This is a genomic window from Spinactinospora alkalitolerans (assembly GCF_013408795.1).
Taxonomy (GTDB): Bacteria; Actinomycetota; Actinomycetes; order Streptosporangiales; family Streptosporangiaceae; genus Spinactinospora; species Spinactinospora alkalitolerans.
Map to the genome: position 1 here is coordinate 760,631 of NZ_JACCCC010000001.1, position 17,801 is coordinate 778,431.

Consider the following 17,801-nt stretch of genomic DNA (forward strand, 5'->3'; position numbering starts at 1 on the left):
ACGAACGTCAGGAGAGTGCGGTGCGGACGACGGAACAGGCGGTCCCCCTCGACGACGGTGATCTCGCGGTCACCGCGTGGGGGGACGCGGCGGCCACCCCGGTGGTCGCCGTCCACGGCATCACCGCCAACGGCCGCTCCTTCGGCCGGGTCGCGGCCGAACTCGCCGCCGGAGTCTCCCCGATCCCCCTGCTGGCGCCCGACCTGCGCGGGCGCGGGCGCAGCCGGGACCTCCCCGGCCCCTACGGCCTGGGCCGGCACGTCGACGACCTGATCGCGCTGCTGGACCACCGCGGCGTCGACCGCACCGTCCTCGCCGGCCACTCCATGGGCGCGTTCGTGGCCTGCCTGGCCGCGGTCCGCCACCCCGACCGGATCGCCGGCGCGGTCCTCGTCGACGGCGGGTACGGGCTGCGGGTCCCGGCCGGGACCGACATCAGGGCGGTCCTGGGCCCGGCCATGGCACGGCTGGACATGGTCTTCGCCGGGGCCGACGCCTACCGGGAGTTCTGGCGGGCCCACCCGGCCTTCGCCGGGCGCTGGACCCCCGAGATCGACGCCTACGTGCTGCGCGACCTGATCGGCGAGCCCCCTGAAATGCGTTCGGCCTGCGTGCCGGAGGCGGTCCGCGCCGACGGCGCGCAGGTGCTGGAGGATCCCGAGACGCTCGACGCGGTCCATCGGCTGCCCTGCCCCGCGCGGCTGCTGTGGGCGGCGCGCGGCCTCATGGACGAGTCGCCGGGCCTCTACACCCCGCACCTGCTCTCGTCCCTGGCCGACAGCGGGATCGGGCTGGTCGAGCTGGCCGACGACAACCACTACTCGGTGCTGTTCTCCGCGGCGGCCGCCGTCGTCGCGGCCCAGATCCGGGCCGTCGTCCAGGAGGTGATGTAGCGGGCCCGCAGAGCAGAGGAAAAACCCCTTCCCCCGGAGGTTCCAGTGTCGCCGGATCCGATCCACCGACCGTCCCCGCGATCCACGCGCCCGCCGATCCTGCTCGCCCTCGCCGCCCTGCTGCTCCTGGGCGGCGTCCTCGGGCCGGCGCCGCGCGCCCACGCCGCCGAACTCCAGGAGGTGACCGGGTTCGGCGGCAACCCCGGCAACCTCGGCATGTACGTCTACGCGCCCGACGCCGCCACCGAGGGCGCGCCGATGGTGGTGCTCCTGCACGGCTGCTCGCAGGACGCCGGCGGCTACCACGCCAACTCCGGCTGGCGCGAGTACGCCGACGACCACGGCGCCGTGCTGGTCTACGCCGAGCAGCGCTCCGCCAACAACGCCTCGGGCTGCTTCAACTGGTTCCAGCCCGGCGACGTCGCGCGGGGTTCCGGCGAGGCCCTGTCGATCCGGCAGATGGTCGACCACGCCGCGGCCCACCACGCCACCGGAGCGGTGTACGTGTCCGGGCTGTCGGCGGGCGGCGCCATGGCGTCGGAGGTGCTGGCCGCCTACCCCGGCGTCTTCGCCGGCGGCGGTGTCGTCGCCGGTCTCCCCTCGGGCTGCGCCGCCTCGCTCATCGAGGCGTTCACCTGCATGAACTCCAGTCGGCAGCAGACCCCGCAGCAGTGGGGCGAGGCGGTCCGGGCCAAGAACCCCGGCTGGGACGGGCCCTGGCCGCGCGTCGCGATCTGGCACGGAACCGCCGACCACACCGTGGTCCCCGCCAACGCCGAGGAGTCGCGCGACCAGTGGACCGACGTCCACGGCGCCGACCAGACCCCCGACTCGACCGCGGACCTGCCCGGACCGACCGCGGTCGAGACCTACACCGACGGCTCGGGGACCCCGGTCGTCGCGCGCTTCCTGGTCCAGGGCATGGGCCACGGCACGCCCGTGGACCCGGGATCGGCGCCGGAGCAGTGCGGCGCGGCCGGCGCCTACTTCCTCGACACCGTCTGCTCCACCTACTACACCGCTCAGTTCTGGGGGATCGCCGGTGGAGCGGACCCCGGCCCGGACCCGGGTCCCGAGCCCGACCCGGATCCCGAGCCCGGCGACTGCGTGACGGCCGACAATTACCGGCACGTACTGGAGGGGCGGGCGGTCCACGAGCTGGGCCGGGCCTACGCCAAGGGCAGCGGCGACGACCTCGGCCTGATGAACGTCTTCGTCGTCACATCGCTGTCGCAGACCCGGCCCGGCCACTGGGAGGAGGTCGGCGGCTGCTGAGCCGCACCGGATCCGGGCGATCCGGGCGAAGGGAGCCGGACCGCCGACGGTGCGGGCGGGGGCCGGATCGATGTTGCGCCCAGGCACTGCTGAGCCACCGGTGACCTGGTGGGGCTGTGGTCAGGCGCGCAGCGTCCGGCAGCGCGAAAGGTCTCGGGACCACCGCCGCTCAAGGCCCCGGCCGCCCGGGGCGGGCGACCGGCACGAGTCGTGCGGCGGGACCTTTCGCGCCGCCACCGCCGGCGCGCTGGCGGCGGCCTTCCCACGTCATGCTGTGGTGCGCGGAAGAACCGCGACCACAGTCCCGACACCCATCAGCGATCTAGGCGCCCCCGCTGGGGGCCCAGCGCAGCACCATGGAGGCGTTGCTCTGGTCGTCGTAGGTCAGCGACCCGCCGAAGGCGCCCCACTGCCGGGCGTCGGGCTCGCCGCTCTCCTCGACCAGCGGGCGGGCGTCGACGTAGAAGCCGAGGTGCGAGTTCTCCAACCCGCTCATGGTCGACTGGAACACGGGGTCGTCGCCGAGCCTGCCGGTACCCGTGGTGCCGGAGGAGACCACCGTGGTGTCGCCGTCGGTCGTGACCCCCGGCGGCGAGCTGTAGCTCGAAGCCGCGGCCTCGTCGATGAGGTCCTGGATCAGGGCGTCGTCGGCCTCGGTCGCGCGGTACTGGAAGGAGACGTCGCCGGAGGAGGACCACGGATCGGTGCCGCCGCCGCCCAGATCGGTGATCCCGAACGCGGTCCTGGTCCCGATGAGCCTGGTGAAGTCCTGCGGCAGCGACAGGCCGAGCTGGGAGGTCGCCTCCGTGAAGTCCGCGTAACCCGGCTCGCTCTCGAAGGCGTCCTGGTTCATCGTCCAGGTCTCCTTGGCGAGCTGGTCCAGGCGGTCGCCGCCGAACGCCGCGACGGAGTCGTCGGGCAGGTCGGCCAGCGCGGTGATGCCGGGCTCGGGCAGGTCCATCCCCTCCCAGGAGCTGCCGTTGACGCTCACCTCGAACACGTCGCCGCGCAGCTCCAGGTAGTCGGCCTCGATGCGCAGGCCCAGTGCCACCCGGCCGGTCAGCTCACCGATCTCGGCCGCGGATGATTCGCCGTACTCGCCGTAGTCGGAGCCCTGGTCGGCCGCGGCCGCCAGCCGGCCCACCGGCTCCAGGTCCATCCACGCCGAGGCGATGTTGTCGGAGCCGATCACGTCCATGTCGCCGGTGTAGGCGGAGTTCCGGTCCAGCGCCCCGCTCGACTCGACCTGGGCGTCCAGGTCGGCGAGCATCTGGTTGGTGGGGGTGATGAGCGCGAAGTCGTCGCGGACCTCGTAGAAGAGCCCCTCCTCCTCCCGCTGCAGGTCGGCCAGCGTGTCCTGCGCGGCGTCCTCGTCCTCCACGGCCACCGCGACCGCCATGGCCAGACCGTCGAACGTGACCCCGTCCTCGATGTCGGTCTCCCAGGCCGCGACGCCGAAGCGCTGGCCGAGCCACGGCTCCACGTCGCTCTCGTAGTCGAGGTCGGGGAAGGCCGCCTCGACGAACGCCTTCGCCGGGCTCTCCTCGCTGCTGCCGAGCTCGTCCCGGATGCTTTCGGGCAGCTTGGTCATGAACTGCGCGTAGGCGGCCCACTGGCCGCCGTTGGGCTTGAGGTCGACCTTGGCGAACATCACCGAGGAGCCGGGCAGCACGGTCTCGGGCTGGGGGCCGCCGAACAGGCCGTCCACGACGGCGTCCGACGCCCACACCGTCGTCGCCAGCAGCGCGACGCCCGCCACCGCCGCGACCGGGATCATCCAGAACCGGCCACCGCCCGGCCGGCCCGCCGGACCCTGCGGTTGCGGGTGGGGCGGTCCCGGAGGCGGCGGAGGCTGCCCGCCGGGAGGCTGGGCCGGGGGCATCCAGCTCGGCTGGTTGGGGGGATCGGGGTAGGACATCAAACCTCCGGACTGGCATGAGTTCGCCTAAGAAGGTACCAATGCCCTTTTGGCCGATTCCCCGGTTCCCCGCTTCCTTCGCCGTTTTGTGAGGGAATTCCCGATGAAATCTCCTTGGCGCCGGTGAAAGACGACCGCGCGCCCCGGCCGAACCGTCGGCCGGGGCGCGGTGCGCTTCGGGGCGCCTCATCGGACTCCGACCGCCGCGTTCATGGGTGGGGTGGAACTTTCAGGATCGGCCCGCCGTGCCGCCGGCGCCGCGCGCACTGCGGCGGCCGGCCCCCTGTGCGAACCCGGCCGTCGGACATCACTCAGTTGGCGGTCGTGAAGTCGACGCCGCTGTAGGTGGCGAGCTTGGTCAGCCGGTGCTCGCTCTGCACCCGGCGGATCGTGCCGCTGCGGCCCCGCATGACCAGGGAGTCCGTGGTCGCCCCGCCGTCGGCGTAGCGGACGCCGGTGACCAGTTCGCCGTCGGTGATGCCGGTCGCGGCGAAGAAGACGTCCTCGGAGGAGACCAGGTCGCCGGTCGTCAGGACGCGGGAGAGGTCGTGCCCGGCGGCCTCGGCCTTGCGGCGCTCCTCGTCGTCCTTCGGCCACAGCCGGCCCTGGATCACCCCGCCCAGGCACTTGAGGGCGCACGCGGCGATGATGCCCTCGGGCGTCCCGCCGATGCCGAGCAGCAGGTCGACGCCGGTGCCCTTGCGGGCGGCCATGATCGCGCCTGCGACGTCGCCGTCGGTGATGAACTTGATCCGCGCGCCGGCCTCGCGGACCTCGTGCACGATCCGCTCGTGGCGCGGCCGGTCCAGGATGACGACCGTGACGTCCTGCGGGTCGCCGCCCTTGGCCGCGGCGACGGCGCGGATGTTGTCGGCGATCGGGGCGTTGATGTCGACGGCGTCGGCCGCCTCGGGCCCGGTCGCCAGCTTCTCCATGTAGAAGACCGCCGACGGGTCGAACATGGAACCGCGCGGGCTCACCGCGAGCACCGAGATCGCGTTGGGCATGCCCATGGCGGTCAGCCGGGTGCCGTCGATCGGGTCCACCGCGACGTCGCACTCCGGACCGCCGCCGTCGCCCACGCGCTCGCCGTTGAACAGCATGGGCGCGTTGTCCTTCTCGCCCTCGCCGATGACGACCGTGCCGTCCATGGACACCGTGCTGATGAGGTGGCGCATCCCGCGGACGGCAGCGCCGTCGGCGCCGTTCTTGTCGCCCTTGCCGACCCAGCGGCCGGCGGCCAGCGCTGCGGCCTCGGTGACCCGGACCAGCTCCAGCGCGAGGTTGCGGTCGGGCGCGTCGGACGGTGTCGGCACGGGAGCGATGGGTGTGGTCATGATCGGCCTTTCGGATTCGGCTGCGGCGCCGTGAGCGCGGATTGTTTCCTGACCTACTCTGCCGGGCCGCCGTTCGCGGCTGGGTCCAGGGTAATCGGCTGGCGTAATGTCGTCCCTGGGCGGGCCGTCCGCACCATCGACAACGATTGGGTCGCCAGTGGAGAAGGTGGAGAAACCGGCGCGCGTCTCGAACCGCGGCGCGGCCACGCGCAGCGCGCTGCTCGCAGCCGCGTCGGAGGTGTTCCGCACCGTCGGCTTCGCCAAGGCCGGCGTCAGCGAGGTCGTCGCCCAGGCCAACGCCAGCGTGGGCAGCCTCTACCACCACTTCGGCGGCAAGGCCGACCTGTTCATGGCGCTGTACGAGGAGTTCCAGCAGCGCCAGCAGAACCGCACCCACCAGGCCGTCACGCGCGCCAGGGCCGGGGGCGAGACCGACCCCACGCGGCTGATGAACACCGCGGCCCGCGCCTACCTGGAGGGGTGCATCGAGGAGCGCGAGAGCACGTGGCTGTTCTTCAGCGGCGACAGCCCGCCGGGGTTCGACTCCACCATGCGCGACCGCCTGCGCGAGTGGACCGACCGCAACGTCGCGCTGTACCGCAAGGCCGACGAGCCGGTCGACGAGGCGCTGCTGATGGTGGTCAGCGGAGCGATGCTGCTCGCGGTGACCGAGGTCGTGCGCCGCGACGACGTCTCCGACGCCCGCAGGCTGGCCGACGACGTGATCGCCGTTCTCGCCCGCTTGGAGCCACCCCGGTCGGAGTGATCCACATCCCTGCGGCAAGCTGGTGGATCATGAGCAAGAGCAGTGACAGCGGCGCCGGTCCCCTGCCGGGCGGTACCGCATGAGCGACTACAACCGCGCCGACGCCACGTTCGGCGGCTACGCCGCGGTGCTGGGTGTGATCGTGCTGGTCGTGCTGGCGATGGCGATGATCGTCTCGGCGCGCCAGGAGGAGCACATTCCGAGCGTGGACTACACCGCCGACGCGGCCGCGCTGCGCGACACCGCGCCGTACGAGTCCCGCGTCCCGCGCGGGCTGCCCGAGGGATGGGTGCCGACCAGCTCCACCCTGGAGACCGGCGACGCCCTGCCCGGTGAGGAGCCGGCCGAGCCCGTGCGGTGGGTCCTCGGATTCGCCACGCCCGAGGACCGGCACGCCGAATTCGGCATCAGCGGCGCGGAACCGCAGGAATTCATCGCCGAAATGGGCAGGAACGGCGGCCCCGACGGCGAGTCGGATGTGCGCGGGGAAACCTGGGAGCGGTATTACAACGAGACCGAAACGTGGCGTTCACTGGTGAATCGCGATGAAGAGGCGACCCTCGTCGTGAGCGGCAACGCCGGATACCCCGAGCTGGAAGTCCTCGCCGAATCCCTGGAGACCCAGGAGAACGCCGAGTAGTCCTCGTGGTTCCCCGACGTTCCCGGAGCGGGCATGAAGCCGCTCACGCCTCTTTTCCGGCGCGTTTTAACGCGCCCTTAAGGTTGGAACGGGTACACATTGACTCCGCACGTTTTTTCCGTGACGTCGGGCGCGGCACGCGTCCATTGGAGTTGATTTCAAGTGCTCAACGAGATCGTCGACTGGTTCAAGGGCCTCTTCGGAGACGCCACCGAGAGCGCGGGCGAGACCATGGGCGCGGCGACCGACTTCGCCCAGGGCGCCACCGGGGGCGCGGCCGACGGGGCCGTGCAGGCCGCGGGCGACCACTACGGCGAGCAGGCGCAGGACATGGCGGCGGGCGTGGAGGATCACGCGGGGGCGGCGCAGGAGGCGTTCGCCGATCCGGCCGCGACCGCCCAGGAGGCCGCGCAGGGCTACGTCTCGGAGACCGGTCAGACCATGGACGGCTACGTGGACCAGGCCGGCCAGGTCGCCCAGGACCCCGCCGGCGCGGCCTCCGACGCCGTCCAGGACCGCCTGACCGACCCCGAAGGCCGGTAGGCGGCCCGGGCGGCGCGGCGGGGCGCCGCTAGAACGGCGTCTCGGCGTCGCCGCCCTCCTCCTGCTCCCCGTCCTCGGCCAGGGCCACGGCGAGCTTGGCCCGGGCGCCCTCCAGCCACTCCTCGCAGGTCTTGGCGAGCCCTTCGCCGCGCTCCCACAGGGCCAGCGACTCCTTCAGCGTCAGCCCGCCGGACTCCAGCCGGCGCACGACCGTGTTGAGCTCCTCGCGGGCCTCCTCGTAGCTCAGCTCGGGCTCGGTCGGCCCGTCGGTCTCCGCGGTCTTCCTGGCGGTCATCGGTCCCCCTCGTCGTCGGTCCTGTCGCCGGCGGTCACGGTGATGCTGTCCTCGGCGAAGCGCACGCGCAGCGTCTCGCCCCTCTCGACCTCGGCGGCCGAGCGCACCACGGCGCCGTCGGAGCGCTGCACGACGGCGTAGCCGCGGGCCAGCGTCGTGGCGGGGGAGAGCGCCAGCAGCCGGGCGCGGGTGTGGGCGAGGTCGTCCTCCGCGCGGGCCAGTGCGGCCGAGACGCACCGGCGGCCGCGGTCGCGCAGACCGGTGACCTGCTCGGTCAGCCGGTCGATCTCGCGCAGCGGGCTCGCCAGCACCGGCCGGGAGCGCATCCCGGCCAGCCACGACTCCTCGCGGGCGATGCCGCCCTGGACGACGCGGCGCCCGCGGTCGCGGAGCTGGCGGATGAGCTGGAGCTGTTCGCCCACGTCCGGCACGGCCCTCTTGGCCGCGTCGGTGGGCGTGGAGGCGCGGACGTCGGCGACGAGGTCCAGCAGCGGACTGTCCTGCTCGTGCCCGATCGCGCTGACCACGGGCGTCCTGGTGGCCGAGACCGCGCGGACCAGGGCCTCGTCGGAGAAGGGCAGCAGGTCCTCCAGCGAGCCGCCGCCGCGCGCGATGATGATGACGTCGATGTCGGGGTGCGCGTCGAGCTCCTTGAGCGCGGTCATGACCTCGCCCACGGCGCGGTCGCCCTGGACCGCCACCTCGCGCACCTCGAAGCGGACGGCCGGCCAGCGCCGCCGCCCGTTCTCCAGGACGTCGCGCTCGGCCGCGGAGTCGCGGCCGCAGACCAGCCCGACGGTGGTGGGCAGGAACGGCAGCGGCCGCTTGCGCGCGTCGGAGAACACCCCTTCGGCGGCCAGGGTCCTGCGCAACCGGTCCAGCCGCGCCAGCAGCTCGCCCAGACCGACGTGCCGGATCTCCAGCGCCAGGAGCGAGAACGTGCCCCGGGCGACGTAGAAGTCGGGTTTGGCGTGGATGACGACCCTCGCCCCGGCCTGCGGCGCGGGCGCGGTCGCCTCCAGCACCCGCACCGGGCACACGACCCTGGCCGAGACGTTGGCCACGGGGTCGCGCAACGTCATGAACACCGTGCCGCCGCGGCGGTTCAGCTCCGCGATCTGCCCCTCGACCCAGATCCGGCCCAGCCGGCCGACCCACCCGCCGACGGCCTGCATGACGACGCGCACCGGCTGCGGTGACTCGGCGGAACTCTCCATCCCCATGGCAGTCGAGCGTAGAGGAGGCGGACGACAGCCGGGGATCCGCCACCCGCGCCGCACGGGCGCGGCCCCGCCGGACGGTCCGGCTACTCCGCCCAGACCCCGGCCACCGCCTCCGCCACCTCGGCGGCCTGGGCGCGGCCGGCCCTGGCGGCCGGGGCCCGCCTCTCCGGGTCCAGGACGTTGCGGCCGATCGCCGCCTTCGCCGCGGCGTTCGGAGCGACCACGGTCACCCGGGGGTTCCCGGAGAGCCCGGCGGCCTGGGCGCGGGCGCCGGCGAAAGGGCCGGCGCCGGCCGTTGTCGGGGCCAGCACGACGACCCGCCCGTGCCCGTCGGCCAGGTCGACGTTGGCCGAGGAGCGGACCCCGCCGTCGATGTAGAGCCGGCCGCCGATGGTCACCGGCGCCCAGACCCCGGGCACCGCGCAGCTCGCCGCCACCGCGTCGACCAGGGACGCATCGCCGTCGCGGGAGAACACCGCCAGCGCACCCGAGCGGGCGTCCACCGCCGTCACCAGCAGCCGCTGATCGGGCCACCGGTGCACGGGGAGCCGGGAGGCGATCACCGCCCTGCGCTCCGTCTCCGAGCCGGTGGCGGTCCGCACGGCGATCAGGCCCGCGTGCGCGCGGCCCGCCTCGGGGGTGCGGGCGCGCAGCATCGCCCACGCGATGCGGACCAGTGCGGCGGGGTTGAGCCGGGCCGGCCTCTCGCCGTCGGCCGGCCGCAGTTGGCGGGAGTACAGCTCCTCCAGGTCGAGCCCCGAGGTGATCTGCGCGCCGACCACCGAACCGGCCGAGGTGCCCACCGTCAGGTCCGCTCCGGTGAGGTCCAGGCCGGCCTCGCGCAGTCCCGCGAGGACGCCCAGCTCCCAGGCGATCCCGGTGATCCCGCCGCCGCCCAGCACGAGTGCCCTGCTCATGTCTTCAGATCTCCGATCCGGTCGGGCCGCCGCCGAACCCGCGCAGGAGCGGATGCGGGCGTCGATGCGGCGTGGGAAGAAGACGGCGGGGCCGGATGCGAACGTTCGGCGTCCGCGCCGGCCCCGTGCCGTTGCGCCCGAGGGCGGGTGCGCCCTCCGGACGGCCGTCGGCGGCTACTGGGCGTCCTCCGCCTCCAGCTTGGCGATCCGGTTGTCGTACATCCGCACGAACTCGGTCCGGTTGGTGGTGGCGGTCTCGTGCGCGCGGAGCTGGCGGACCTGGTCGACGGTGAGCTTGCGCAGCCGGGCCCGGATGGAGGGCAGCGACAGCGTCTCGTAGTTGGGCACCGGGAGTTCGGCCGGGTCCCCGGACTTGGCGGCGTCGGCGGCGAGGGCCTCGTCGAAGACCGAGGAGTCCGCCGCGACGGTCTTGGTGTCGGCGTCGTCCAGGGCGGCAGCGATCTCCGCCTTCTCCTCCGGCTTCACGAGGTCGGACTTCGCCTTCCCGCCGCCGCTGCCGGCGGCGCTCCCGGCCGCCTTCCCGCCCTTGCCCTTGGCCTTGGCGGCCTTGGTGGTCTTGGCCGTCTTGGCCTTCGCGGCGGGCGCGGACCCGGCCGCCTTGGCGGGCTTGGTCCCGGCCGCATCGGTCTCCGCGGCGGGCTCGGCCGGCTCCGGCTCCTTCTCGGCGAGCGGCTCGGGCTTCTCGCCCACCGGCTCCTCGGTCACCGCGGGGGCGTCGGTGTTGGGGGCCTCGTCGGTGTACTCCTCGGGCATCGAGCCGGCGGAGGTGTCGGCGGGGATCGGCTCCTTCGACTCGACGGGGTCGTTCACGGGGGCGTCGCCTGCGGCCATGTCCCCGGGCTTGCTCGACACGACCGGCCGGGTGGCCTTGCCGAAGACGCGCTTGACCGCGTCGGAGATTCTGCTGGCAATCGACGGTTTCGACATGGGATCGAAAACTCCTGGTGTTCGCGGTCTGGGGGCGCGGGCGGCGCGCGGGTCCGGCCGGTCCCGTCTAGGGCGGGGCCGTCCGGTGCGCGAGCCGCTGACACGGTGTTACTTCATTACGCTGATTAGTCAGAATAGGGGAGTCCGCCTCGCCCGAAGCGGCTGCGAGCCGGGATTTCGCCGGGTCGGGACCGTTGCGAGTTCCCGGCGTTATGCGAGCGGTGGACCATGGCCCGCCATGCGGCTCGTCACATCAGGGCCGGGGATGCTCCACGGCCCTTAGGATGGACGGCATGACTGCGACGAATCGCCGCCGTGTCCTGCTCGCCAAGCCCCGCGGCTACTGCGCCGGGGTCGACCGCGCGGTTGTCACGGTCGAGAAGGCCCTTGAGCAGTACGGTGCGCCGATCTACGTGCGCAAGCAGATCGTGCACAACACCCATGTCGTGCGCACGCTCGAAGAGCGCGGCGCCGTCTTCGTCGAGGAGACCGCCGAGGTGCCCGAGGGCGCCATCGTGGTCTTCTCCGCCCACGGGGTCTCGCCGATGGTGCACGAGGAGGCCCAGCGGCGCCGGCTCAAGACCATCGACGCCACCTGCCCGCTGGTCACGAAGGTGCACAAGGAGGCCAAGCGCTTCGCCGCCGAGGACCGCGACATCATCCTGATCGGCCACACCGGTCACGAAGAGGTCGAGGGCACCAGCGGTGAGGCGCCCGAGCACATCCAGGTCGTCGACGGCCCCGGCGAGGTCGACAAGGTCCGGGTCCGCAACCCCGACAACGTCTCCTGGCTGTCGCAGACCACGCTGTCGGTGGACGAGACCAACGCCACGGTCGAGGCCCTGCGCGAACGGTTCCCGAACCTGCTCGACCCGCCGAGCGACGACATCTGCTACGCCACCTCCAACCGCCAGGACGCGGTCAAGGAGATGGCCTCCGAGTGCGACCTGGTCGTCGTGGTCGGCTCCGACAACTCCTCCAACTCCGTGCGCCTCGTCGAGGTCGCGCTGGACGCCGGAGCGGGCGCCGCGCACCTGATCGACAACGCCTCGCTCCTGGAGGAGTCCTGGCTCGAAGGAGTCGGCACGGTCGGCGTCACCAGCGGTGCCTCCGTGCCCGACATCCTGGTGCATGACCTGCTCGAGCGCCTCGGCGAGCACGGCTTCGACACCGTGCACGAGGTGGAGACGGCCCAGGAGAAGCTGATCTTCTCGCTGCCCAAGGAGCTCCGCAAGGACCTGCGCGCCGAGCCCGGCGCCCAGCTCCCCGTGACGGTGCTCTGACCGGCGTCCGCCGATTGGGTTCGCACAGGGGGTCGGCCGTCGCGGTGCGCGTGGTGCCGGCGGCACGGCGGGTCCGAGCCGTGGAAGTCTCACCCGCCCCGCGAACGCAACGGTCAAACCTCGATGGAGCGGGAAGCCTTCCGGGGCGCGGGGTCAGCGGCCCCCGCCCCGCTTCGTGCGTCCGCTGAGCTCGTCGCCGAGTTCGCGGATGTTCGAGGGCAGGCCGCGCACGAGGCACACGACCAGGACCGCGGCCGTGCCGGCGAACAGCCACGGCGCGACCTCGGCGAGGCGGGTGCCCATGCCGATCGCCACGCCGCGGCCCAGCTCGTCACTGCCCATGGTGAGTACCAGTTCGGCGGCCAGCGCCGCCGCGAAGTAGGCCAGGGGCGGGCTCACGACCAGGCTGAGCAGGTCGCTGCGGCGCACCAGCAGCGCAGCGAGCACGCAGGCCGCCAGGAAACCCGCGCCGTCGGCGACGGGCGTGCCGAGCGCCTGGGCGAGCAGTGCGGCGCCGAAGCTGACGAGGACGATCCCCACGATGGCGCCGCGTCCGGTGAGCCGGAGGGGAGCGCGGGCCGTTCGGGCCGCGCGGGGCGCCGACCCGGACCGGCTCCTGGGAGCGGCGCGCCTGCGCGGACCGCCCTGCACCCGGTGCGGGGTCCGAGGCTCCTCCGTGCCGCGCATCGTCATCACCGTTTGCTCCCTTATGTGACTCACAGTTGCCAGTGTGTCACCTCAAGTGAAAATCGGACTCTTCTCGCACTGTCGTGTCGCGGCCTCCACCGTCACGGTCGCCGTTGAACGCGCCGCCGTAAACATCATCGAGCGACGACAGCCGGTCCTCCTCCGCCTCCGCACGCTCCGGGCCCGCCGGAACGCCCGCCCGGCGCGCCTCTGCGTCCTCGGCGCGCGGATCCCGCCGCCGCGCTCCCGCGCCGACCGGTTCGGCCTGCTCGGCCGCGGCCTCCGCGAGCTCCGGGGACGCCAGCGGGCGGGCCTGCTCCTCGACCCCCTTCGGCGGCTCCAACTCCTCCTCCACCAGTCCCAGATCCTCGAACCTGCGGGCGGTGACCAGCACGCGGCTCTCCAGCGAGCCCACGGTCTGGTTGTAGGCGGCCACGGTGCGCGAGAGCGCCCTGCCCAGTCCGCCGACGTGCCCGCCCAGCGTGGCGATCCGGCCGTGCAACTGCTTGCCCAGCTCGAACACCGCGCGGGCGTTCGCGCTCAGCGCCTCCTGCTGCCATGCGTACTGGGCGGTCCGTAGGAGTGAGATAAGCGTCGTCGGCGTCGCGATGTGCACCCGCCGGCCCATCGCGTACTCCAGCAGGTCGGGGTCGCGCTCCAGCGCGGGCGCGAGAAACGCCTCCCCGGGGATGAACAGCACCACGAACTCCGGTGCCGGGCTGAACGCCGCCCAGTAGGACTTGCGCGCGAGCTGATCGACGTGGGTGCGCACGTGCCGGGCGTGCGCGGCCATCCGCTCGGCGCGCACGCCCGCGTCGTCGTTCTCGGCGGCCTCGAGGTAGGCCGCGAGCGAGACCTTGGAGTCCACGACGATGTTCTTGCCGCCGGCCAGCCGCACCACCATGTCGGGGCGCTGCAGGCCGTCGTCGGTGGCCGCGCCGGCCTGCTCCTCGAAGTCGCAGTAGGCGGCCATCCCGGCGAGCTCGGCGACCCGGCGCAGCTGCAGCTCGCCCCAGCGTCCGCGCGCCTCGGGCCGCCGCAGGGCGGTGACCAGGGACTGCGTCTGGTCGCGCAGCCGGTCCGAGCCCTCACGCACCAGGTCCACCTGCTTGGCGAGCTCGGCGTGGGCGGCCCTGCGCCCGGCGTCGACCTCGCGCAGTTGCGTCTCGACCCGGGCCAGCGTCTCCTTCAGCGGCGTCACCAGGTGCTCCACGGCCTGCCGCCGCTGCTCCAGGTCGTGGCCGGCCTCCAGGTTCGCCGCGCGCAGCCGGCCCTCGGCGATCTCCATGAACCGCTGGTTGGTGGCGTCCAGCGCCTGCACCGACAGCGCGCGGAACCGCTCGGCCAACTGCTCCTCGATGTAGTTCGCGCGCTCCTCGGCGGCCCGCGCGTGGGCGCGCGCCTCGGCACCGCGCCCCCGCGCCAGCAGCCATCCCACGAGTACGCCGATGGCGAGTCCGACCAGCAGCACCAGGATCAAGTAAAGGCCGTCCATGGGGGCCAATGCTCTCAATTCCCCGCCCGCCGGGCTTCTCCGCCACGCGCGCCGCCGGGGTTCTTCGCCGGTCCGGCCCCTGATCGGCGGGGAGGAGGCGAGGTCGCGACCGCCTAGACTCAAACCCCGTGAGTCTGTCTATTGGGATCGTCGGCCTGCCGAACGTCGGCAAGTCCACGCTGTTCAACGCCCTGACCAAAAACGAAGCCCTGGCCGCGAACTATCCGTTCGCCACCATCGAACCCAACATCGGGGTCGTCGGGGTCCCCGACCCCCGCCTCGGCACCCTGACCGGGATCTTCAACTCCGCCAAGACCATCCCGGCCACCGTGACCTTCGTGGACATCGCGGGCATCGTCCGCGGCGCCTCCGAGGGGGAGGGCCTGGGCAACCAGTTCCTCGCCAACATCCGCGAGACCGATGCGATCTGCCAGGTCATCCGGGAGTTCCGCGACCCCGACGTCACCCATGTCGACGGCGACATCAACGCCGCGCGCGACATCGAGACCATCAACACCGAGCTGATCCTCGCCGACCTCCAGACCCTGGAGAAGGCCCTGCCGCGGCTGGCAAAGGAGGCCAGGACCAACGCAAAGGACAAGGACAAGCAGCAGATCGTCGCGGCGGCCGAGGCCGCGCAGAAGGTGCTCAACGACGGCAGGGCGCTCTCCTCGGGCGGCCCGGCGGCGGGCATCGACCTGAGCCTCCTGCGCGAGCTCAATCTGCTCACGGTCAAGCCCTTCATCTACGTCTTCAACCTCGACACCGACGAGCTGGCCGACGACGAGCTGCGCGCGAAGCTGTCGGAGCTGGTCGCGCCGTCCGAAGCGGTCTTCCTCGACGCCAAGATCGAGGCGGACCTGGTCGAGCTGGACGAGGACGAGGCGATGGAGCTGCTGGAGTCCATGGGCCAGACCGAGTCGGGCCTGGCCCAGTTGGCGCGTGTCGGATTCGCCACTCTGGGCCTGCAGACCTACCTAACGGCAGGACCGAAAGAGTCCCGTGCCTGGACCATTAAGAAGGACGCGACCGCTCCGGAGGCCGCCGGCGTCATCCACACCGACTTCCAGCGCGGCTTCATCAAGGCCGAGATCGTCTCCTTCGACGACCTGGTCGAAGCCGGATCGATGCAGGCGGCCAAGGCGGCCGGCAAGGTCCGGATGGAGGGCAAGGACTACGTGATGCACGACGGCGACGTCGTGGAATTCCGGCACGGAGGGCAGTCTGGGAGCGGGAAGAAATAGGGATCAGCCCGCCCTGCCTTATCGGTACAACGATCCGGGCGTCCGTCCGAAGGCCGTCCTGAACGAGCTGACGAAGGCGCTGGGCGAGGAGAAGCCGCAGGCCGCGGCCGCGTGCGTGACGGTCCGGCCCTCGGCGAGGAGCAGGACCGCCTGGTGCAGGCGGAGCTGGGTCCGCCAGGCTGTGTAGCCCATCCCCAGTTCGTCGCCGAACAGCCTGGACAGCGTCCGCTCGCTCGCGCCGACCCGCTTGCCGAGGTCGGACAGGCTCGGCGAGGCGGTCATGTCGGACTCCAGCACCCGCTGGACGTCGCGCAGTCGTGGGTCCTGGAGCGTCGGGAGGACGGTCGGGGCCTCATGCGAAGGGCGCACCCGGTCGACCAGGACGCGCAGGAGCCGGCGGGCGGCCGGCGTCTCGGCGGGGCCCTGCTCGGAGCATGCGATCATCAGCTCGCGCAGCAGCGGGTCGACGGCCACGAGCGCGGGCACGTGCTCGGCCGAGGGCATCACCGCCGTGGGGATGCCGACCATGCGCACCGTCGTCGCGCCGTGGACCTGCCAGTGGTGGATCGTGCCGCCTGGCACCCACACGGCGCGGACGGACGGCGTGAACCATGTGCCCTCGGGCACGAAGACCTCCAGCACTCCCGTGCTGGCGTAGATGAGCTGGTGGTCGTCGTGGCGGTGCGGGGTGACCTCGTCGCCCGGCGAGAGGCGGCGCGTCTCGGTCGGCGCGACGGCGACATGGCGGATTCCTGACATCATGCGTCAGTCTACTTAAAGCGCGCCGCACAGACTTCAATCAGGCTTGAAGCATGACTTCTGCTTCACCCCGCTCGGCCCGCCGCGGCTCGCGCCTGCTGGCGTACTCCCACGTGACGGTCGACTTCTCCCAGGGCGCGATCGCCGCGCTCGTCCCGTTCCTCGTCCTGGAGCGCGGCTACTCCTACGCTGCCGCCGCGGGCATCGTGCTCGCGTTCTCGCTCGTCTCCTCGATCGTGCAGCCGGTCTTCGGCGCGCTCGGCGACAGGTGGCGCATGCGCTGGCTCATCCCGGTCAGCGTGCTCCTGGCCGGGGTGGGGATCGCCGCGGTCGGCGTCTTCGACTCGTTCTGGATCACCGCCCTCGTCGCGGCCGTGTCCGGCATCGGCGTCGCGGCGTTCCACCCGGCCGGGGCCAGTCGCGCGCGGGAGATCAGCGGCGGCGACCACGTGATGATGTCGTGGTTCTCGCTGGGCGGGAACATCGGCTTCGCCCTCGCGCCGCTGGCCGTCGCCGCGTCCGTCGGGGCGCTCGGGCTGGGGGCGAGCCCGCTGCTGATGATCCCGGCACTGACCGGCGTCTTGGCGGTCGCCGTGATCGGCCGCGTCCACGCGCCGAGCCCTTCTGCCGGGAAGAAGGCGAAGGCCGCTGCCGGCCGCGACGACTGGAGCGCCTTCACCCGCATGTCGGTCGCGATCGTCTGCCGCTCGATCGTCTTCGTCGGCATGGGATCGTTCATCGTGCTGTTCATGCACGAACACCGCGGCGTCGGGGAGAGCCTCGCATCGGCGTCACTGTTCGTCTTCTACATCGGCGGGGCGTTCGGCACCGCCATCGGCGGGCACCTCGCCCGGCGCTGGCCGCGCACGACGATCCTGCGGTGGTCCTACCTGCTCGCAGTGCCGGTGGTCGCCGGAATGCTTCTCATCCCCGGGCCGCTGGCGTGGGTGTTCATCGCGCTGGCCTCGGTCGTGCTCTACGTCCCGTTCTCCCTGCACGTCACCCTCGGTCAGGACTACCTGCCCCGCCACATGGGCACCGCAAGCGGCGTCACCCTGGGCCTGGCCGTTTCGGTCGGCGGGCTGGCCTCCCCGGCGATCGGAGCTCTCGCCGACGGCATCGGCCTCGAGTACGCGCTGCTCCCGCTCATCGCGCTGCCTGCGATCGCGTTCCTCGTCCTGCTCGGCATGAAGGACCCGCAGGTCGAGAAGGAAGAGGTGGCAGCCGGCGGGAGGAGTGGACGCGTCGAGGACGCTGTGACCTCCGAGTTGCCTGTCGATCGGCCAAAGGGGACTGCTGCTGGGGCCGGCGCACCGACGGCGGCGATGACGACGGAGCCGTGATCTCCGTCATCGCCATGCCGCCGATCGCGTGCGTGATCGGGCTCTGCTCCTGAAGCGGTCCACATCGATGACTCAGAAGCGCCAGAAGTCGAGCGGCTCTCAGCGTTTCGGGTGCGGGTGCTCCCTAATTCGAGTTCCGCTTCAACGTCTGATCGAGTTCCGACCGCTGCGTCCTCGGGGTGAACCGGGGCTTCCAGGGCTCGGGCCTGCTGTGCCGCCGGCGCTGCGCGCACTG

The 17,801-nt window shown here is 72.4% G+C and carries 17 protein-coding genes; 8 read left to right on the forward strand and 9 right to left on the reverse strand.

The window, feature by feature from the left end; genetic code table 11:
- Positions 1-20 precede the first annotated feature (20 nt).
- Complete coding sequence (locus HDA32_RS03615; protein WP_312863031.1) at positions 21-893, forward strand: alpha/beta fold hydrolase; 873 nt, start codon at positions 21-23, stop codon at positions 891-893.
- 45 nt (positions 894-938) lie between these two features.
- Positions 939-2,168, forward strand: a complete 1,230-nt coding sequence (locus HDA32_RS03620) for an extracellular catalytic domain type 1 short-chain-length polyhydroxyalkanoate depolymerase (protein ID WP_179641803.1) — start codon at positions 939-941, stop codon at positions 2,166-2,168.
- Positions 2,169-2,490: 322 nt separating this feature from the next.
- Here the strand turns inward: HDA32_RS03620 and HDA32_RS03625 are convergent, their stop codons facing one another.
- Positions 2,491-3,945, reverse strand: a complete 1,455-nt coding sequence (locus tag HDA32_RS03625; protein WP_179641804.1) for a DUF3352 domain-containing protein — start codon at positions 3,943-3,945, stop codon at positions 2,491-2,493.
- A gap of 452 nt (positions 3,946-4,397) precedes the next feature.
- Positions 4,398-5,423 (reverse strand): class II fructose-bisphosphatase, encoded by a 1,026-nt coding sequence (gene glpX, locus HDA32_RS03630; RefSeq protein ID WP_179641805.1) that lies wholly within the window; start codon positions 5,421-5,423, stop codon positions 4,398-4,400.
- 157 nt (positions 5,424-5,580) lie between these two features.
- On the opposite strand from glpX, the gene HDA32_RS03635 reads away from it, so the two are divergent.
- The 3 genes from HDA32_RS03635 to HDA32_RS03645 all read left to right on the forward strand — a co-directional run bounded on the left by HDA32_RS03635 (position 5,581) and on the right by HDA32_RS03645 (position 7,372).
- The gene (locus tag HDA32_RS03635; RefSeq protein WP_179641806.1) at positions 5,581-6,189 is read left to right on the forward strand and encodes a TetR/AcrR family transcriptional regulator; all 609 of its coding nucleotides are present in this window, start codon (positions 5,581-5,583) and stop codon (positions 6,187-6,189) included.
- 79 nt (positions 6,190-6,268) lie between these two features.
- On the forward strand, positions 6,269-6,829 hold the full coding sequence (locus HDA32_RS03640; protein ID WP_179641807.1) for a DUF4245 domain-containing protein: 561 nt from the start codon (positions 6,269-6,271) through the stop codon (positions 6,827-6,829).
- Between the two features lie 162 nt (positions 6,830-6,991).
- Positions 6,992-7,372 (forward strand): hypothetical protein, encoded by a 381-nt coding sequence (locus HDA32_RS03645; protein WP_179641808.1) that lies wholly within the window; start codon positions 6,992-6,994, stop codon positions 7,370-7,372.
- Positions 7,373-7,400: 28 nt separating this feature from the next.
- Here HDA32_RS03645 and HDA32_RS03650 read toward each other — a convergent pair whose 3' ends face one another.
- The 4 genes from HDA32_RS03650 to HDA32_RS03665 all read right to left on the reverse strand — a co-directional run bounded on the left by HDA32_RS03650 (position 7,401) and on the right by HDA32_RS03665 (position 10,755).
- Positions 7,401-7,667 (reverse strand): exodeoxyribonuclease VII small subunit, encoded by a 267-nt coding sequence (locus HDA32_RS03650; RefSeq protein WP_179641809.1) that lies wholly within the window; start codon positions 7,665-7,667, stop codon positions 7,401-7,403.
- Positions 7,664-8,890, reverse strand: a complete 1,227-nt coding sequence (gene xseA / locus HDA32_RS03655) for an exodeoxyribonuclease VII large subunit (RefSeq protein ID WP_179641810.1) — start codon at positions 8,888-8,890, stop codon at positions 7,664-7,666. Before xseA ends, HDA32_RS03650 begins: the two co-directional genes overlap by 4 nt.
- An 83-nt stretch (positions 8,891-8,973) precedes the next feature.
- Positions 8,974-9,807: a patatin-like phospholipase family protein gene (locus HDA32_RS03660; protein WP_179641811.1), complete on the reverse strand. Its 834-nt coding sequence runs from the start codon at positions 9,805-9,807 to the stop codon at positions 8,974-8,976.
- Between the two features lie 174 nt (positions 9,808-9,981).
- Positions 9,982-10,755 carry a DUF8129 domain-containing protein gene (locus HDA32_RS03665; protein WP_179641812.1) on the reverse strand — a complete coding sequence of 258 codons (774 nt, stop codon included), beginning with the start codon at positions 10,753-10,755 and terminating at the stop codon, positions 9,982-9,984.
- Positions 10,756-11,048: 293 nt separating this feature from the next.
- Between HDA32_RS03665 and HDA32_RS03670 the strand changes: the two genes are divergently transcribed.
- Positions 11,049-12,038, forward strand: coding sequence for a 4-hydroxy-3-methylbut-2-enyl diphosphate reductase (locus tag HDA32_RS03670; RefSeq protein ID WP_179641813.1), 990 nt, complete (start codon positions 11,049-11,051; stop codon positions 12,036-12,038).
- A 153-nt stretch (positions 12,039-12,191) separates the two neighbouring features.
- Here the strand turns inward: HDA32_RS03670 and HDA32_RS03675 are convergent, their stop codons facing one another.
- Positions 12,192-12,731: a DUF6542 domain-containing protein gene (locus HDA32_RS03675; RefSeq protein ID WP_179641814.1), complete on the reverse strand. Its 540-nt coding sequence runs from the start codon at positions 12,729-12,731 to the stop codon at positions 12,192-12,194.
- A gap of 40 nt (positions 12,732-12,771) precedes the next feature.
- Positions 12,772-14,220, reverse strand: coding sequence for a DNA recombination protein RmuC (locus HDA32_RS03680; RefSeq protein ID WP_246334219.1), 1,449 nt, complete (start codon positions 14,218-14,220; stop codon positions 12,772-12,774).
- A 128-nt stretch (positions 14,221-14,348) separates the two neighbouring features.
- On the opposite strand from HDA32_RS03680, the gene ychF reads away from it, so the two are divergent.
- Complete coding sequence (ychF, locus tag HDA32_RS03685) at positions 14,349-15,464, forward strand: redox-regulated ATPase YchF (protein ID WP_179641815.1); 1,116 nt, start codon at positions 14,349-14,351, stop codon at positions 15,462-15,464.
- Between the two features lie 18 nt (positions 15,465-15,482).
- On the opposite strand, the gene HDA32_RS03690 is transcribed toward ychF, so the two are convergent.
- Positions 15,483-16,223 (reverse strand): helix-turn-helix transcriptional regulator, encoded by a 741-nt coding sequence (locus tag HDA32_RS03690; protein ID WP_218882319.1) that lies wholly within the window; start codon positions 16,221-16,223, stop codon positions 15,483-15,485.
- 53 nt (positions 16,224-16,276) lie between these two features.
- Between HDA32_RS03690 and HDA32_RS03695 the strand changes: the two genes are divergently transcribed.
- A complete protein-coding gene (locus HDA32_RS03695) occupies positions 16,277-17,566 on the forward strand; it encodes an MFS transporter (RefSeq protein ID WP_179641817.1) in 1,290 nt (429 codons plus the stop codon).
- Positions 17,567-17,801 lie beyond the last annotated feature (235 nt).

Bases quoted from the DNA above. Each gene is read 5' to 3' on its own strand.
- glpX (WP_179641805.1), bottom strand. From the start codon at position 5,423: ATGACCACACCCATCGCTCCCGTGCCGACACCGTCCGACGCGCCCGAC.
- HDA32_RS03660 (WP_179641811.1), bottom strand. From the start codon at position 9,807: ATGAGCAGGGCACTCGTGCTGGGCGGCGGCGGGATCACCGGGATCGCC.
- HDA32_RS03650 (WP_179641809.1), bottom strand. From the start codon at position 7,667: ATGACCGCCAGGAAGACCGCGGAGACCGACGGGCCGACCGAGCCCGAG.
- HDA32_RS03670 (WP_179641813.1), top strand. From the start codon at position 11,049: ATGACTGCGACGAATCGCCGCCGTGTCCTGCTCGCCAAGCCCCGCGGC.
- HDA32_RS03690 (WP_218882319.1), bottom strand. From the start codon at position 16,223: ATGTCAGGAATCCGCCATGTCGCCGTCGCGCCGACCGAGACGCGCCGC.
- HDA32_RS03695 (WP_179641817.1), top strand. From the start codon at position 16,277: ATGACTTCTGCTTCACCCCGCTCGGCCCGCCGCGGCTCGCGCCTGCTG.
- HDA32_RS03665 (WP_179641812.1), bottom strand. From the start codon at position 10,755: ATGTCGAAACCGTCGATTGCCAGCAGAATCTCCGACGCGGTCAAGCGC.
- HDA32_RS03625 (WP_179641804.1), bottom strand. From the start codon at position 3,945: ATGATCCCGGTCGCGGCGGTGGCGGGCGTCGCGCTGCTGGCGACGACG.
- xseA (WP_179641810.1), bottom strand. From the start codon at position 8,890: ATGGGGATGGAGAGTTCCGCCGAGTCACCGCAGCCGGTGCGCGTCGTC.
- HDA32_RS03680 (WP_246334219.1), bottom strand. From the start codon at position 14,220: ATGGACGGCCTTTACTTGATCCTGGTGCTGCTGGTCGGACTCGCCATC.
- HDA32_RS03640 (WP_179641807.1), top strand. From the start codon at position 6,269: ATGAGCGACTACAACCGCGCCGACGCCACGTTCGGCGGCTACGCCGCG.
- HDA32_RS03675 (WP_179641814.1), bottom strand. From the start codon at position 12,731: ATGACGATGCGCGGCACGGAGGAGCCTCGGACCCCGCACCGGGTGCAG.